Source organism: Sorangium sp. So ce296 (assembly GCF_051529605.1).
GTDB classification, from domain to species: domain Bacteria; phylum Myxococcota_A; class Polyangia; order Polyangiales; family Polyangiaceae; genus Sorangium; species Sorangium cellulosum_D.
Map to the genome: position 1 here is coordinate 2,098,024 of NZ_CP150325.1, position 15,232 is coordinate 2,113,255.

Annotated in this window: 9 protein-coding genes and 1 pseudogene; 3 read left to right on the forward strand and 7 right to left on the reverse strand. The window is 67.2% G+C overall.

The annotated features are described in order from the left end of the window. Positions 1 to 476 precede the first annotated feature (476 nt). The 3 genes from WME98_RS08070 to WME98_RS08080 are packed head-to-tail and all read right to left on the reverse strand — an operon-like array spanning position 477 to position 6,015. Complete coding sequence (locus tag WME98_RS08070; protein WP_437950750.1) at positions 477 to 1,700, reverse strand: hypothetical protein; 1,224 nt, start codon at positions 1,698 to 1,700, stop codon at positions 477 to 479. Positions 1,701 to 1,742: 42 nt separating this feature from the next. After that, positions 1,743 to 4,976: a helicase HerA-like domain-containing protein gene (locus tag WME98_RS08075; RefSeq protein WP_437950751.1), complete on the reverse strand. Its 3,234-nt coding sequence runs from the start codon at positions 4,974 to 4,976 to the stop codon at positions 1,743 to 1,745. Between the two features lie 34 nt (positions 4,977 to 5,010). Beyond that, positions 5,011 to 6,015 (reverse strand): hypothetical protein, encoded by a 1,005-nt coding sequence (locus WME98_RS08080; protein ID WP_437950752.1) that lies wholly within the window; start codon positions 6,013 to 6,015, stop codon positions 5,011 to 5,013. 530 nt (positions 6,016 to 6,545) lie between these two features. On the opposite strand from WME98_RS08080, the gene WME98_RS08085 reads away from it, so the two are divergent. Continuing rightward, a complete protein-coding gene (locus WME98_RS08085) occupies positions 6,546 to 7,601 on the forward strand; it encodes an SMODS domain-containing nucleotidyltransferase (protein ID WP_437950753.1) in 1,056 nt (351 codons plus the stop codon). A 628-nt stretch (positions 7,602 to 8,229) separates the two neighbouring features. On the opposite strand, the gene WME98_RS08090 is transcribed toward WME98_RS08085, so the two are convergent. The 4 genes from WME98_RS08090 to WME98_RS08105 all read right to left on the reverse strand — a co-directional run bounded on the left by WME98_RS08090 (position 8,230) and on the right by WME98_RS08105 (position 11,747). Continuing rightward, positions 8,230 to 9,051 carry an ExeA family protein gene (locus tag WME98_RS08090; protein WP_437945564.1) on the reverse strand — a complete coding sequence of 274 codons (822 nt, stop codon included), beginning with the start codon at positions 9,049 to 9,051 and terminating at the stop codon, positions 8,230 to 8,232. Beyond that, positions 9,038 to 10,429 carry a DDE-type integrase/transposase/recombinase gene (locus WME98_RS08095; RefSeq protein WP_437950754.1) on the reverse strand — a complete coding sequence of 464 codons (1,392 nt, stop codon included), beginning with the start codon at positions 10,427 to 10,429 and terminating at the stop codon, positions 9,038 to 9,040. Before WME98_RS08095 ends, WME98_RS08090 begins: the two co-directional genes overlap by 14 nt. Positions 10,430 to 10,552: 123 nt before the next feature. After that, entirely contained in the window at positions 10,553 to 11,134 is a 582-nt protein-coding gene (locus WME98_RS08100) for a DUF6431 domain-containing protein (protein WP_437945562.1), read from the reverse strand. Between the two features lie 379 nt (positions 11,135 to 11,513). Beyond that, positions 11,514 to 11,747, reverse strand: a complete 234-nt coding sequence (locus WME98_RS08105; protein WP_437950755.1) for a hypothetical protein — start codon at positions 11,745 to 11,747, stop codon at positions 11,514 to 11,516. Positions 11,748 to 12,036: 289 nt separating this feature from the next. Between WME98_RS08105 and WME98_RS08110 the strand changes: the two are divergent. Together WME98_RS08110 and WME98_RS08115 are read left to right on the forward strand one after the other, a co-directional pair. Continuing rightward, positions 12,037 to 12,901: pseudogene (locus WME98_RS08110) on the forward strand (DUF2169 family type VI secretion system accessory protein); the annotation flags it as partial. Between the two features lie 118 nt (positions 12,902 to 13,019). Further along, complete coding sequence (locus tag WME98_RS08115) at positions 13,020 to 14,945, forward strand: hypothetical protein (protein WP_437950756.1); 1,926 nt, start codon at positions 13,020 to 13,022, stop codon at positions 14,943 to 14,945. The last annotated feature ends 287 nt before the right edge of the window (positions 14,946 to 15,232 follow it).

Sequence of the window (15,232 nt, forward strand, 5' to 3'; positions counted from 1 at the left end):
CTCTGCTCCACGTGCGTCGCCAGTTCCTCCACGACCGTCGCCGGGTCTGCCATGGCCAAGAGCACCCGAGCTCGGCGAGCCACGCGTTGCTCGGTCCGTCCATCGCGCACCAGCCGCTCCAGGTACGCCCGATCCTCCTGCGACAGCTCGATCTTCCTGGGTGGTCGTCCTCGCATGCCGAAGCTTACGCCACCCCGGGGAATATGTTAAAAAACTTATCGAACAGTCCACTAGCGCCTGGCTGAGCAGCGCCGACGCTGCTTCCTCGAACGTGCGGGCCGGAGCCAACCGCTCCAGCAACACGGTGATGCTCTCCTCCACGTACCTTCCCTCTCTGGATAGGATGACACCCGGTCCAGGAGTATCTCAAACTCGGCGCGCCTTTGCTACAGGCAAGCCTGTGAGGCTCAGCCGCACCGCACACGTCGAGGCGGCAGAGCCGGGGACCGGACGCTCCCGCATGAGGCCGTGACCTCCTACGGCTCATTCATGAGCGCACGGACGATGCGGGCCCCGTACCCGGCGCTGTGAAGGGAGTTCCTCACCTCTCGCGCCGCGGCCCCGTTGCCCGGCGAGAATACCACCAGCAGCTTGGACTGCTCCGACATCCCTTCGAGCAAGCGTGGAGTCGGCAGTGGATCCAATGTGGAGGGAGGAGGCTCCGGGACGTCGTGGGCGAGGATGGGGCAGATGACTCCCTCCCTGAGCACCCGTTCCAGCACGATGGACGAGATGGGTACCCCATGATGGCTGAATACGTCGCCCGCACACTCCGTCACGCCACGCGTGCGCCAGTCCATCCCGAGCGGCAGCGGCGCTGGCGGACCGTGCCGCAAGAAACTTCGGGCGGCGACATGGAACAGCTGCAGAGGAAAAGATTCCGCATCGGCATCGCGTGGCTGCACGAGCAGCCACGCGTGGGTGCGTGAGTCGCGCAAAAATGCAGCGAGCGCGTCCTCGGCCGGACGCGCTTCGCCACCTTGGACGATCGAGAAGCCCGCCTCTGAGGCCGGCGGCGCCTCCCCGAGCACGCAACGGATGATGGTCTCGATCGTATCGAATCTGACGCTCCGTCGCTCACTGTAGTCGATAGCGCGCAGCTGTGCCTGGAGCACCTGCTCGCGGTCCGCCTTCCGCGCGGACGGCGCAAGCACGATGTACCCCTCCGCGTCTTCACCGCTGCTACGGGCAGTGTGAAGCCATTGTTGAACAATCGCAATCAGAGATCCGAGCGGCGGCCCCTTGTTTCCACCGTCATAGAACACCGCCACGAAGGACGTACGCCGGTCGGGATGTTCCACCATGAAGGGTCCCGGCGGCTCGTCGATGCTCGGCATCACCCGGCAACCGAAGTCCAAGTAGGTTTCCTTCATCCGACGGGTGAAGAGCGCGTAGAAGGTGCGGTCCTTCGAATCCTCGAGGGTAGCCGGCTCGGCGAACGCAGCCTGCGCCACGCGGAACGTGTCCATCAAGCCGTAGGGTTCAGCCAGATAGCAGCACACGTCCAGCGCCGCGCTCATCGGGTGCGGGCGGCCGGGCGGACAGGACATCTTGTTCAGGTGGAACCATGCATGAATGAGCTGCTTGCTCTGCGTGTCCCCGGTGGGGATGCTTGCCGCGATCTCCGCCGGCACGGCCGCGAGGAACGATTCGCGATCGATCCCCACCTTCAAACAGGCGTCGATCAGCGATAGCACCATTTGGTACGGAAGGCTCGCCATGAACTCCGTGCCCCTCCGCCGTCAGCCAAAGCCCGCAAGCGTCTCGCGTGCCAGTAAGATCAGCTCCTCGTCAGCGATCTGCTCGGTCTCTAGCACGCTGCGTCGAGCGCGGAACGGTGAGACCTTCTTCTCTCCCACCACGCAAAACTCACCGGTCTCCTGGCTCGGCAGCTTGGAGAGTATGTCGCCGGGCGCGACCTCGACCATCGGCTTGACCTTCTGGAGCGCCGTCTGCTCTTTGATGCGGCCGAGGAACCAGGTGCGAACGTTGTCGCGGCAACGATAATCGAGATCTCCCGGGCTCTGGGTGGCTAGCATGACGCCAAGCCCGGCTGAGCGGCTGCGCTTCAGGAGGTTCTCCATGGGTGCCTTGGTGGCCGGCTGTCGGAGGGCTGGCAAGTACATGTCGGCTTCGTCGAACATCACCACCGCTTGGAGGCGATCCTTCGGGTTCTTCGCCGACCATCGCGAGATGGCGAGGAGGAGCTGGGCGACCCAGAAGAGCACCTGGGATTCATCGCGGAGGAATTTGGTGCTAATGATGGACAACCGCGTGCGGCCCGGCCGTGCGTGGGCACCGGTGCCGAGCAGGAGGTCCACGTCCAGCGGCTCTCCAGAAGAGGAGAAGAGCTGCGTCGTCGTGATCTTCAACGTTTCGGCATCCTGCACGATCTGCCGGAAGAGCTTGGTATCGAGCTTCCCCACGGCGCTGACCAGCGCCGGATCTTCCTCGTTGACGAGGTCGATGACCGCTTGCAGATCGATGCGGGAGTCTGTCGTGAGCGACGCGAGCACCTGGAACGCCTGGAGCAGAATCGCGCGTAGGGTCTTGTCCTTGCTCGACGTCTTGTACCCGAGCATATCGGCGAGCGCGCTCGCGGCGCACGCGGACGCCTCCTCGCGATCGACCTCACCCATGTCCGCGAGCCCGTCCGGCGCGAGCGCGATCGAAAGCGGCCGCCCATGAGCGTGCCCGGGCGTGAACAGGGCCACGTCCACCTTGTCTCTGAGGGCTACCCGTCGGGCGTCGAGCTCCTCGTCGAGGATCGCGCCCGACCACGCGGTCTTCCTCGCATAGCCGGCGAGATCGCCCTTTCGGTCGACAAGGATGACCGGGATGCCTCGGAGCAGGAGCTGCTCGACGACGTTGAGCGCCAGCGTCGTCTTGCCGCTGCCAGAGCCCCCGAGGAACGCCGCGTGCCGCGTCATCTCCGCGGCGGTCAAGGTGATTGGCTGGGGGGACAGCCCCTTGGTAAAACCGACGATCATGGCATCTGCGATGGAGACGGTGGTCGCCCGAACGGTGCCAGACTTCCCGATGTTGGATACGGCGCCTGCCGCCGTAGGTGCGGGGGCAGCGCCCGACTTCGCTGGCGAGCTCGCAGAAGCGGCCGGGGTCTTGGGCGCCTTCACTGTCAGCGTGGGGGCGGGCGGGACCTCGCGCTCAAGGCGGTCTAGATCGAGCATTGCGCGGAGGGACGGGAGCTGTGACAGGTGGTTCTCTGCCATGGCCCACGCATCAAAATATGGCTCGTTCTTGTGCGCGCGCTGGAACATCTGGAAGGTCAACATCACACGCCAGTCCCCGTGGGGCACCACGATCGTCCGGCCGCCTTGCTTGATGACCTCCTTGATGGCCTTATTCACGGAGTCTGCTTTCGAGAACTCGCTGCTGCGGACGAGCACGAGCCGAGGGTGGTCGGCGTGCGCCCTGGCCTCCTCCGCATAGCCCTGGATCTGCTTCTCGAGCCAGCCGAACCGCGGCGTCCTATTGCAGATGGCTACCCAAGTCTTCGCATGGACGCGACCGTCGCGACGGGTCTCGACGGAGACCACTGAGCCCTGCTTGCGCGCCGCGAACCGCCAGCCGCTCTCTAGCTCTTCTCCGGCCGTGTCGACAGCCCAGCTCAAGAGAGCGAGGATGCTCGCCTCGTCGTCCGCATCGGGCGGCGCGACCTTGCTGGCCGCCAGTTCGTCGCTCCATCGCTGCTCCCATGCCCCGATGGCTTGCTGAATCTGCTCCGTGACCGGCGTCTCAACCGTCCCTTCGCCGCGAAGGACCTTCGGATCCACCAGACGGCCTTCTGCCTTGCACACTTCTCTGTACTCGTTGCAGCGCCGGAGGAGGGCGCGCGTGGCGCGGTTCGCCAGCTCGGCAACAAAGCCCTCCGTGAAGGGGAATAGTCGCTCCTCCTCGAGGAAGGTCGCCTCCGACGACAAATAGAGGTGCCGCAGGCGAGCGGCGATGACATCCTCTGCCTGCTTCGGCGTGAGGCTCTCTTTCAGGATACAGGGCTTTGGATCGTGCTCGATGCGCTCGATGTAGGATTGGATCAATTTCGAGCGGAGCGCCACGTAGATGTCGTCCAGGCAGCAGATGACGAAGACGGACGAGGGCACGTCGTCCGCGAGGTCGCACACCGTCTGGATCGCCCGCTTTGCGCTCCGTGACGTATCGTCGTTCCATAGACCTTCGAGCTGGTCCAGGCAGATCACCAGCGCCATGTTCCCGATGGCCCAGATGAGCCGCCCGAGCCGGGAGATCATTTGGGCGGGGTGTTCCTCGGCGGTCCGCGGCTTCAACCCGCCCAGCACCTTCTGGTCGGCTTCGCTGAGGTCCTCGCAGCGCAGATACATGAGGACCCGCGTCTTGATCCGCGGGTCGGGCCGGTGAAGAAAGAGAAGCGCGCGCAAGAGGTCGAGCGTCGCATACGCATAGCGCTTGTCCGAGAGGAGCTTCTCCGCGCCCGTTGTCACGATGTCGGCGATCTCCTCGGCACCGAGATCCGGCTCGTCACGCAGAAGGCTCGCCAGCTGCGGCTGGAACGCACGCGACGCCAGGATCCCGGCGAGCCGGACCAGGCCCGAGCGCGTATCGGTGATTTCATCGTACGGCTGGTCCAACGAATCGATGAGATTGCTCAGGATATACCGCGCGTAATTTGCGGACTGCGATGTCATCGGCATGTAGCCGACGAGCCCCGCACGCGTTGAATGGACCTCATTGCGGAACGCTCGCAGCAGGTGCGTCTTGCCGGCGCCGGCATTGCCTCTCAAGAGCAGGATCCTGCCGCGCTCCTGTCCCGGCGGCGTGGTGGCGAGCGAGAGCATGCTGCGGAAAGCCTCGCGCGCCTCAGGGTGAATCGTTTCGACGTCGAAGGGATCCTCTCGCCAGATCTCGTGGCGATGCTCCACCGCATGGAAGACATCGAGCGGGCTCGTCAAAAATGCTTGAAGTCGGTTGTCTTTGGCCATGGGTTACTTCCGGAGTTCAAACAGCAGACCGCGCCTAATCGAGGCGGACGAAGTGGAACGTTGCGCCCAGGGACGCGATCTCCGATCGTTGCACGTCCGCCGGGTCCATCTCCTCCACGAGATCTGCGCGGCTCAAGGACAGAAAGCCCGCCTGGTTCGCGCGCACCAGCATCTGTTTGAATGCGTCGAGGTCGCCGGTCGAACCTCCGTCTCTCCGCTGATACTCGTTCCACACATGCGACACGAACACCTTCTGGTCACCCCACCGGCCCGTCGTCGAGGAGCGCGCCGCCGCGAGCGCCCGCTGAGAGAACGACTGGAGAGTCATCGGAGGCGCCTCCACGACGGGCGCCGCCGTCGGCATGACCGCCTCCGTGTCGCCCTCTGTCATCCAGCGTCGCACGAGGGCCGCCCGAATCGGTGCGTCCCCGCGGTTCACGTTCATCACCGATGACGCGAGCGTGCGGAGCGCCGCCTTGGAGTCTTTAGGCGTTTCGGATACATCAACCGTCTTCCGGAGGATGTAGGTGAGCACTGCTTTCAGGGTGAAGGGCGCTGTCGACTCGACGTTGAGCTCGCGCCACGCCACAGCGTTGCCCACCTGGGCGAGCGTAAGCTCTGAACGGCCCGCGTCTTGAAGCTGGTAGTGCTTCTCCAGCACGACCGCTGCCAGCCCCTCGGCGGTCGCCACACGCCGGAGCGCAGCGGGCGTCACGTCGATGCCGTGTCCGCGAGCGACGAGCAGGCTGTGTACCCATTTCCAGCTGGCTCGCTTCGGCAACGACGGTATACCGAGCGCGGCGAGCGCCTTCTGTCGGCCGCCAGGTGTCAACATCCAGGAGGTGTCCCCCTCGATGTCTCGGCGCGTCTTCAGACGAGCGAGGCACTGGCGCGCGACCGATTCGGGCGCTGCGCCCGTGCCGCGGACGAAGGGTGACAGCATTGATGCCAGTGAACGGTGCGATGGCTTCTTGCGCGGCACCACGAGCCACACGAGCACGAGCCTATCTAGATCTTCAATACGAAGCGTGCTTTCCACGCGTCCTCCTGTACGAGGTCCCCGATGGAGAGGCTTACCGCGAGCGACCGGCCGCTGTCACCTGGAAATGAGCAGTAAGGCACTGGCTGCACGTCGCGCGCGGTCCGGGCAGCGGGACGCCAACCAGTGTCGAGATCGTGACGACGACGCGTCGCATCATCACGGCCGCGCTCGTATGGCGAACCGTGTGGACGGACGATGGTCCCCGCTTGGAGCGGGTGGTGTAAGGCGGATGGCGGCGAACCGAGCCGTCGTTGAATATCACGCGCATGCGTGACGAACGACGCAGCCTGCCGGAAGCGTGCACCGTGCGGCGGGTCGAGACAGCCTCGTAAGCTCGCGATACCGCACAAGCTGCCGCTTGGCAGTAGCGGTGCATCGAGCAACAACTCATGGAGAGCACCTGGAACGGACATTGCTAACTCGGTAGCAGGCACCTGGTCCAGCCGGGGAGGACGAGCCGACCGCCACGGGGCGCGTACCGTCCCAGCCGACGCTCTATCACGCTGGGCCTTCGATAGGGATTCGTCATGGAAGCACACTCCTATTTTACCGACTTTCTCCAGCACATCCGTCCGTCCGATGAGGAGCGCCAGGCGCTCAAGGACGGGCACATCATGCTGCGCGAGCGGCTCGATGAGTTCGAGCCGCTCAAGCCCGCCATCGTGACCACCTTCCTGCAAGGGAGCTATCGTCGCTCCACGGCCCTGCGCCCCGCGCCGAACCGTCGTTCGGATGTCGACATCATCGTCGTCACGAGGTTGCATGAGAACGAGTACGATCCGGCCGCGGCCCTCGAGCTCTTCAAGCCTTTCGTGGAGAAGTATTACAAGAGTCAGTACCGGATCCAGGGTCGGTCCATCGGGATCAGCCAGAGGCACGCCGACCTGGATCTTGTCATCACCTCGGCTCCTCCCGAGAGCGTGATGGGAATCCTGCCGGACGAAGGAAGGGAGGACGAGCCGCTGGAGGAGGAGACGCCGGCGCAGAAGCTGAAAAAGGCGAAGCAGTCCGTCGCATGGAAGGAGACGGCGCTCCGGATTCCGAATCGAGAGGCCAAGCGCTGGGAGGACACCCATCCCCTAGTGCAGCTCGAATGGACGCGCGAGAAGAATGCCTCGACGAACGGTCACTTCGTGAACGTCGTTAAGGCCATCAAATGGTGGATGTACGATCGCCACGCCGATGTCGGCGCCCCGAGAGGCTATCCGCTCGAACGCATCGTCGCCGAGTGCTGCCCCGACGGGATCGAGTCCGTCGCCGAGGGGACAACGAAGACGCTGGAGTCGATCGTCGAAAAATTTACGTTTGGGAAACCCGTGCTCCCGGATCACGGCTGTCACCCCGACGTGCTCCACCGTATCACGCCGGGAGAGTTCCACTATTTTCACGGTCTTGCCACGCGCGCGGCAAGGATCGCGCGGAGCGCCCTGGATGCGCCGGTGCTTGAGGACAGCGTTCGGCTCTGGAGAGAGCTCTTCGGCGAGAAGTTCCCCGATACGCCACCCGGCGAGGGCCGTGGCCAAAAGGGCGGGTTCAGTCCTCGGAAGGACCCGACGGTGCCTGGGAGCGGCCGGTTCGCGTGAGGCCTCCGTCGCCGGCCCCTTCTGAAGAGCTTCGCGCTGGCCGCCGCGCGATCGATGGGATTGCCGGCGTCAAGATTCTCCGCGATCTCGTCTGGGACGCGCAGGAACTGGTCTGGCTTCTTCACGTGCGCATACGGATCGACATCCTCCCGGTGGATCCGACCGTCCCCCTGGTGTCTGACTGGTTCATTCACATCCACGAGCGCTACCCTCTTGGCCGGATAAAGTTCTATCCAGCCAAGGCCGGCGGCCTGCGAGGAACGTTCCCGCACCAGTCATACAACGTTGATGTGGAGGGTGTGCCCTGGCGTTCCGGAAACATTTGCCTCGACTCTCCGCACCAACGACCCCTGGGAAGGAGCGCTCCGGAGAAGGAGCCGTCCGACGCGAGTTGGTGTTACCGAGCCGACTGGCTAGTGTCACTGCGCTCCGCCTGGAGGATGGCCATCTCGCGGCCGCTCGGCAGGGTCTCATCTGCGCCGAGGGCCATCGCGGGCGTTGCCCCGACGCCGCTCGTTGCGATGGGCATCCTGCCGGCCACCGCCCCTTGCGGCGAGGCGATGGCCATCGTGGACCTGAGCGACTTAGCCCGCGAGGCCGATGAGCCTCGCGGGCTGCACGCCGCCGCTTAGCCGAGCGACGAGGAGAGCGTGAGCGTCTCCGCAACGCGGGCGACCACGTCGCGGTCGACCAGCTTCCGCTTGCGGCGCGCCGATTCCCGCATCGCCGCCGAGGCGAGGCGGTCGATCTCGCGCAGCGAGCCGGACGCGAGCTCATGCAGAGCGGTGAGCGACTCGCGTGAGAAGAGCTCGTGGTCCGCGCCGGCGCCCTTCAGCCGGAAGGCCACGTACTCCGCCGTGTCGTCCACCGTTGCTGGCTCGATCATGAAGCGGTGGTGGATGCGAGTGAGCAGCGAGCGGTGGGAGCGCAGCGCCATCCGGCCCTCCAGCTCCGGAAGGCCGACAAGGACAATCGACAGAAGAGCGCGGCTGTCCCACTCGTGGTTCAAGAGGATATGCAAATGCGCCATCATGTCCGGGTGGAGCAGATGGGCCTCGTCGAGCAGAAACACCGGGTGCACCTGATCCCTGCGCAACTCATGGACATGCCGCTCGACGGCGAGGAACAGGCTCGCGGCGCTCGATGTCGGCTGCAGGCCGAGCGCGTGGCAGAGGTAGCGGTAGAAGTCGCGCCGGCCGAGCGTCGCATTGTGGCAGTAGGTCAGGCGGAAGCCGGCCTGGGGTAGCCGATGCCGCAAGGCCCGTAGCACACACGTTTTGCCGACCCCCGGCTCACCGACGAGGAGCACGCTGGCGCGCTCGAGGAGCGCGGCTTCGAGATCGTCGACGAGCACCTGCTTCGACGTGGGCAGCCACAGCTCGGCATCGTCGAGCTCCTTGGAGAAGGGGGCGGTGCGGAGGCCGAAGAAGCCGAGCTCAGAAGATCGCATCGAGATCCTCCTCTGCGTCGACGTCGACTGCGCCAGCGGCCAGAGCCGCGTCGCGCGCGCTCTTGACGAGCAGGGCGCCGGCTGGGTCGAAGGCGACCGGCTGCCCCGCGGGTGACGCGCCGCTCTGCGTGACGCGGCGCGGAGGCCGCTTGACGTGTGCATTGTGTACCGGGTCGACGAGGCGAAGCGGGATCCGCTGTCCCTCAATCTCGACGACCGGGGCGAGAGGCTCGTCGAGCAGGCAATAGGCGACGGTCACGACACGGCCGGCGAGGTAGCCGTGATCGAGCTCGTAGAGCCGCCCTCGGACGGAGACGGTGGTATCGCGGCGCACGCGCCGACGCTGCCGGAGTGTGAGCGCTTCGCGCAGACGAGCCTCGGAGAGGGGGTCGATCTCGCGCTGCCCGGGCGCGTACACGAGCCCTGGCGCGCGCCCCATCAGACCGGCGTGCGGGGACGGGTGGTAGTGGACGTCGACGAAGGCCTGAATACGAGAGGAGATGTCCTCCAGCGAGGTGATCGAGCCCAGGTGGTCGAGCACGTTTTCTCGAAGCGTCCGCCAGAATCTCTCCATCTTGCCGCGCGCCTGCGGGTCGTAAGGGCGCGCGTGGAGCAGGGTGATTCCGAGGCGCGAGCAGAAGAGGCGCAAGGCATCACCCCGGTAGGTAGCGCCGTTGTCCAGATAAAGCGCGCTTGGAACGCCGTAGAGCCGGAGGGCGCGGACGAGCAGCCGCAACATGGTGTCTTCCTTCTCGTCGCTCTCGACCGAGGTAACCAGGATGAAGCGCGAAGCATCGTCGAGCAAGGCGTGGATTCGGACGGTGACCCTGCGCCCGGCGAGATGGAGTGTGGGGCCGTGACAGACGTCGCCGTGCCAGAGCGCATCGGGGTGGTCGGCTTGCCACTTGAGCCGGGTCGTCGGCCCCTTGCCGTCGCGCTGCGGGATCTTGTCGAGCCCCTCTTGACGGAAGAGGCGGCGCACGGTCGAGGCGCTGACCGTGGCGCACAGCCGTCCGTCGGCGCAGAGCGTGCGCAGGATGAGCGGCACCGAGGCATCCGGGTGCTCCCGCCGGATGTCGCACAAGAGCTGCCGCAGCACGGGGTCGAGCTCGCGGCCGCGCCCGCGGTCGCGACGGGCGCGAGGGCGCAGACCTTCGAGCCCCCGCCGGCGATAGGCATAGAGCCAGCGCTCCAGGGTCGGTATCGAGAAAGAGCGCGTGCACGCGCTCCCGGGCGGACGCAGGCGCTGCATCGAGAGGGTGCGTAGCGCTTGGGCGAGGTCGCCGTGCTCGAGATCACGAGCGCAGATCTGCCCGATGACACCATGGCGGAAAATGGCGATTTCCTCCGCGTGATCTTTGGGTTTGAGGATGTCCACGAACGGTCCTTTCCACGGGTGCGTTTCGACGACCCGTGTGGATCCCGTGCCTCATCTGCCGGCCGCCGTGCCCGATCCTGTGTGGTGGAGTCGCCGGAGCGCGCGTTTGCCTGCGGATGGGCATCACGCGGCGAGCGCGGCGCCGCGGAACGCCAGGTGAGCGGCACGGTCGCCGGCGCGGCCTCGCGGCGACAGCGCGACGAGCTGCATCGCCGTCCGCTCGGCGACCTGCGCGCGGGTGCTCTCGGCGCCATGGCGCCCGAGCCGGAGGAACAGCTGCCCGCGGCGACTGGCCTCGATCCATCTCGACGGCGCGAGCCACCGCTCGGCCGCCGCGACGCCCAGGATCGTGGAGCAGCAGACCTCGGCGCGGACGACGGGCGTGGTCGCGCCGTCGAGTCCGATGCGCGCGAGCACCCAGCCGATCGCCGCCGCGGAGTAGCGCCGCCGGGGCAGCAGCCCGCGAGGCACCACGAGCACGACCGCGCGGCAGGCGCTGCAGCGGTAGCGCCGAGCCTGCACCGTGACCTGCTGCGGAGCGCCGCCCGCCTCGAGCGGGCCGTACACCTGACGCTCGCGCAGGCCGTGGCCACGCATCACCAGCGGGCCGTCGACGGGTCGGCCGGCCGCGTCGCAGCAGGGACAGCGCGCCGGCCGCAGGTGCTCAATCGTTGGCAGCACCGTCATCCAGCGCTTGATATCCACGTCGGCTTGAACGATCCTGCATGAGCTCCGCTCCTGCATGGTGCTCGGAGCACGACGAGGGGAGGACGGGTCGCCACAACACGCATCCCCTCGTCACCTATTTTGTGGCCGGCCTCGCGCCGATGCTCCGCTCCGTCGGCCCGGCCTTACGTCAGCGGCGGTGCTGACGTGGAGCAACGTGCACTGGTAATTTAGGGCAAGGAGCCGGAACGCATGACAACGGAAGCGATGTAGCTTTGGGTCCAAGATTCTGTGAGAATTTCTGGTGAGGACACGGAATCCACGACGGCGAGCGCCGACCGACGACGGAGCCGCTGCATCCACCCCGGCTTCCTCTCCCCGGTCGGTACCGACTCCATGATGGAGGAGCACGGACCACTCAGGAGATAGCCATCACGAACAGGGATCGAGATCGGGGCGAACTCCACTTTTGGGAGGGCGCGGTAATAACGAACAGCGGCGCAGAGGGAGCCGGGTTCCCGCGGAGCGCGAGCCAGGCGCGCAGCGCTGGAGCGATGCCGGGCGAGAGCGCCCACGCGCGGGGATCGTTCGTCTTGTTCTTCTTGTTCTTCTCGAGGCGCAGCGCGCCGCGATCCATGTCGACGTCCTGCACCTGCAGGCGCGCCGCCTCGCTATGCGGGGCCCCTCGCGGTTCATGAAGCCCCACAGGACGCGCCGGCACAGCGGGATCCCGGTGCAGGCCAGCAGGCGCGCGTCCTCGTTGCGGCCGAGCCGCACAATGGCGCTGCCGACGAGTACGGCGCCTGCAAGGTCAGGGTCGAGCCCCAGAACGCTGAACGCATATCCAGCCGTCGACCCTCGCCGACGCCACGACCGACGCTGCGGAACAGATCAGCGAACCGACGCCGTGTACGATGCCGGTGCTTTCCGCGGACATCTCCATGAGCGTCGCGAACGAGTCCCCCTTCGCAGTCCAGCCCGTACCCCTGATCGATCGGGATGGGAACGACGTCCTCGTCGCCATCATCAAGGGCACCTTCATCGTCGACCGGAGCGGCCGACCGACGCTCGCCGACGATCCGGCCCCGGTCCGCATCGCCGACGAGCCCTGGGATCCCGGGAGCCCCCGGAGCAGCCTCCGCTTCCCGTCCGACCTCGGCGTCGCCAAGCTCGGCACGGACGTGGTGGTGACCGGCGACGCGATAGCCCCGGCGAAGGTGCCGGTGCTCGACGTCGTCGTGAAGGTCAGGCGGCGTTTGACGCCGCTGCGCGTCCACGGCCCGCGTGTCTTCTCCCGGGGCGTCTTCGGCGTCAGGATCGGGCCTGCCCAGCCCTTCCTCCGGACGCCGATCGTCTACGAGCGGGCCTACGGCGGCATGTCCGAGGACCTCTCGGTAGTCGAGCTACGCAACCCTGCGGGCGTCGGCGCAGCCAAGAGCGCCGCGGAGCTCGTGGACCAGCCGGCCCCGCAGATCGAGCACCCGGACCGGCCCCACGGCTCACCTTCGGATCGCCATCCCCCGATGGGCTTCGGCGCAATCATGACGCACTGGTCCCCGCGCCTCGAGTACGCCGGCACCTTCGACGCGCGTTGGAAGGCGACCCGGATGCCGCTCCCGCCCGACGATCACGACGTCCGCTTCGGCAACGTCGCCCACCCCTCGCTGCAGTTCGAGGAGCACCTCGCGCCCGGCGGATCCGGTGGGCGTACACGGCATGTCGCTCGATCGGCTCGTGTTCGCGCTCCCGGCGCTCCCGCTGGCAGTGAGCGCGCGCTACGACACCGGCGAGCGCGTGGTCGCGCGGCCGCCCATCGATACCGTGCTGCTCCAGCCTGAGGCGCGGCGGGTGGAGCTCGTGGCGCGCGCGGTCTTCCCCATCGGCCGGGGCCGGCGGGTGCTGCGCGAGGTGGTGGTGCGCGGCGATGGCTGAGAGGACGGCCGACCCGACGCCGCCCGCAGATCCCGAGATCGCGGGTGTGGCGCTCTCGGCGTACGCGGCGGTCCTTGCGTACGTCGCCGAGGGCGTTCCGCTGGAACAGAGCCTGGAGCACGCCGCGATCCCGGTCGCAGCGTGGCCGCAGGTGGAGGCGACGTGGTCCGCGCGGCTCGCTGAGAGCGCGATGGAGGACGGGGCGCTGGTCGAGGCGTGCGACCAGCATCGCCTGGCCGCTCAGGCGCACGTCGACCGCAAGCTGCCGCCGCTCGACACAGAGCTCCGCGCCTGGCTCGATTTCTTCCGCGCCTTCACGGCCGCGGAGGACCCGCTCGGCTTCCTCGAGGCACGCGGGCTGGGCGAGGGCGACGTCTTCCGCCTGCTCGGCTTCTGGCACGAGCGCATCGCGGCCGACGAGGAGGTGCGCAACGAGGCGACCGCGCTCCTCGCCGCTGCGCCCGGTCCGGCGCCCGAGGTCCGGCCGGAGCCGCCGACGCTGAAGGCGCCGACGCGGAAGCCGCGCCGCGCCGCCAAGGGGCAAACAAAGCAGAGAACGGCGAGCGTCGCGCTGAGCGAGACGACGCAAGCGCTGTCCAACATCTCAGAGCCCATCCTGCCCTTCCTGCAGCCGGTGAGCGCGCCGGCCGTGTCGCCCCCCCTCCGCCGCGTACGCCGGTGGTCCGGAGGGGGCTCGACGAGCAGACGGCGCTGGCGTTCCCGGGCCCGATCGCGCCGGCGCTCCCCTTCGCTGGCAGAGCGCCGCGCGAGAGCGAGCGCGGCGCTCCGCCGACCCAGGATCCGGCATTACCGCCGGCCGCGGGCGCCGCGCCGGGCTCCGTCGAGCAGGCCACGAGCGAGGTCTTCGCTCTCGCGAAGCAGGCGCTTCCGTTCGCTAAGTCCGCGCCCTCGCCGGCCGCGGGCGCCGCGCCGGGCTCCGTCGAGCAGGCCACGAGCGAGGTCTTCGCCATCGCGAAGCAGACGCTTCGAGCTGCCGCTGCGCAGGAACTGCTCCTACATCCTGCTCGGACACTCCACGCAGCCCACGCGCGCACACCCTTACCTGGAGAGGGACGTCGTGAATCACGAGCTGGGCCATGCGCTGCACTACGGCCTTTGGCTCGCCTCCGGTCCGCTCGGCGAGCGCCTCAGCACCGCCGCGAATGAGGCCTTCGCCGACATCCTCGCGCACGTGTTCGACGGTGATCCCTGCCATGGCAAGGTGCTGGACGAAGGGGGCACGCCCGTCGACTGCCGCCGGAGGATGGACGGTTACGAGCGGTCCGTCTCCGACGCGTTCTGGGGCTTCGGTCGCGCCGATCACGAGACAGGCCAGTCGCTCCGGCAGCTGATCTGGACCTTGCGGGAAGAGGTGCCGGCTGACGCGCTCCGAGCTGCCATCGTCGATGGGATCGCCGCGGTGCAGATCGCGCTGAATCAGATCGATGCGGAGCCGCTCGCCAACGTTCCGATCTTCGACGACGAGATCCTGGCCACGCGCTATCGCTTCGTGCGCGAGTATGATGCGGCGAGCGCGTTCTTCCGCGCGGTGTGCGCGCGCCTCGGCGATGCTCCGCCGGCCTGCGGCGAGCACGCCCAGCGCATCGGCGATCCGCGCCTCGCGATGCGCGAAGCGTGGCTGGCGAACGCGCCGACATCGATCGGTCGCAGCGGCGTCACCCTGGCCGATGGCCGCCGCGTGGCGTTCGAGCTGGAGAGCGCGCTCATCCGGCAGATGACGGTCACGCTGGCGGACGGCGAGCAGCGGAGCTACCCGGGCGATCCCGATCTCGGGTTCCCCGAAGCGGAGCGCGAGCCCACGAGCGGTCGCATCACGCTGTGGTTCCCGGAGCCGGGCTCCACGGCGCCCGACGCGATGGTGGGGTGGACCTCCGACGGGGAGCTGATCGCGCGCTGAAGCACGACGAGGCCGCGCGTGGACGCGTCACGGATCGCTCGTGCAGCGGAAGCGGCGATGGACGAGCAAGCAGCAGAACGCGTCCAAACTCTTTCATGCGATAGCAAATATCGCGTTTCGCTGGATCGAAATCTCCGCGACGACACCCCTCCAGGTGTCCAGGCGAGCGAGCCGAGGACGCCACGGCAAATCGGCTGAAGGCTCGCGCCCCCTGGCGGCATCAACGATGCAGTTGCACATGAGAAAAGCATTGCCGTTTACCATGGTTTGAATATTCCATCCGCGGC

Coding starts and splice junctions, on each gene's coding strand:
- WME98_RS08085 (WP_437950753.1), top strand. CDS start 6,546: ATGGAAGCACACTCCTATTTTACCGACTTTCTCCAGCACATCCGTCCG.
- WME98_RS08115 (WP_437950756.1), top strand. CDS start 13,020: ATGGCTGAGAGGACGGCCGACCCGACGCCGCCCGCAGATCCCGAGATC.
- WME98_RS08070 (WP_437950750.1), bottom strand. CDS start 1,700: ATGGTGCTATCGCTGATCGACGCCTGTTTGAAGGTGGGGATCGATCGC.
- WME98_RS08075 (WP_437950751.1), bottom strand. CDS start 4,976: ATGGCCAAAGACAACCGACTTCAAGCATTTTTGACGAGCCCGCTCGAT.
- WME98_RS08090 (WP_437945564.1), bottom strand. CDS start 9,051: ATGCGATCTTCTGAGCTCGGCTTCTTCGGCCTCCGCACCGCCCCCTTC.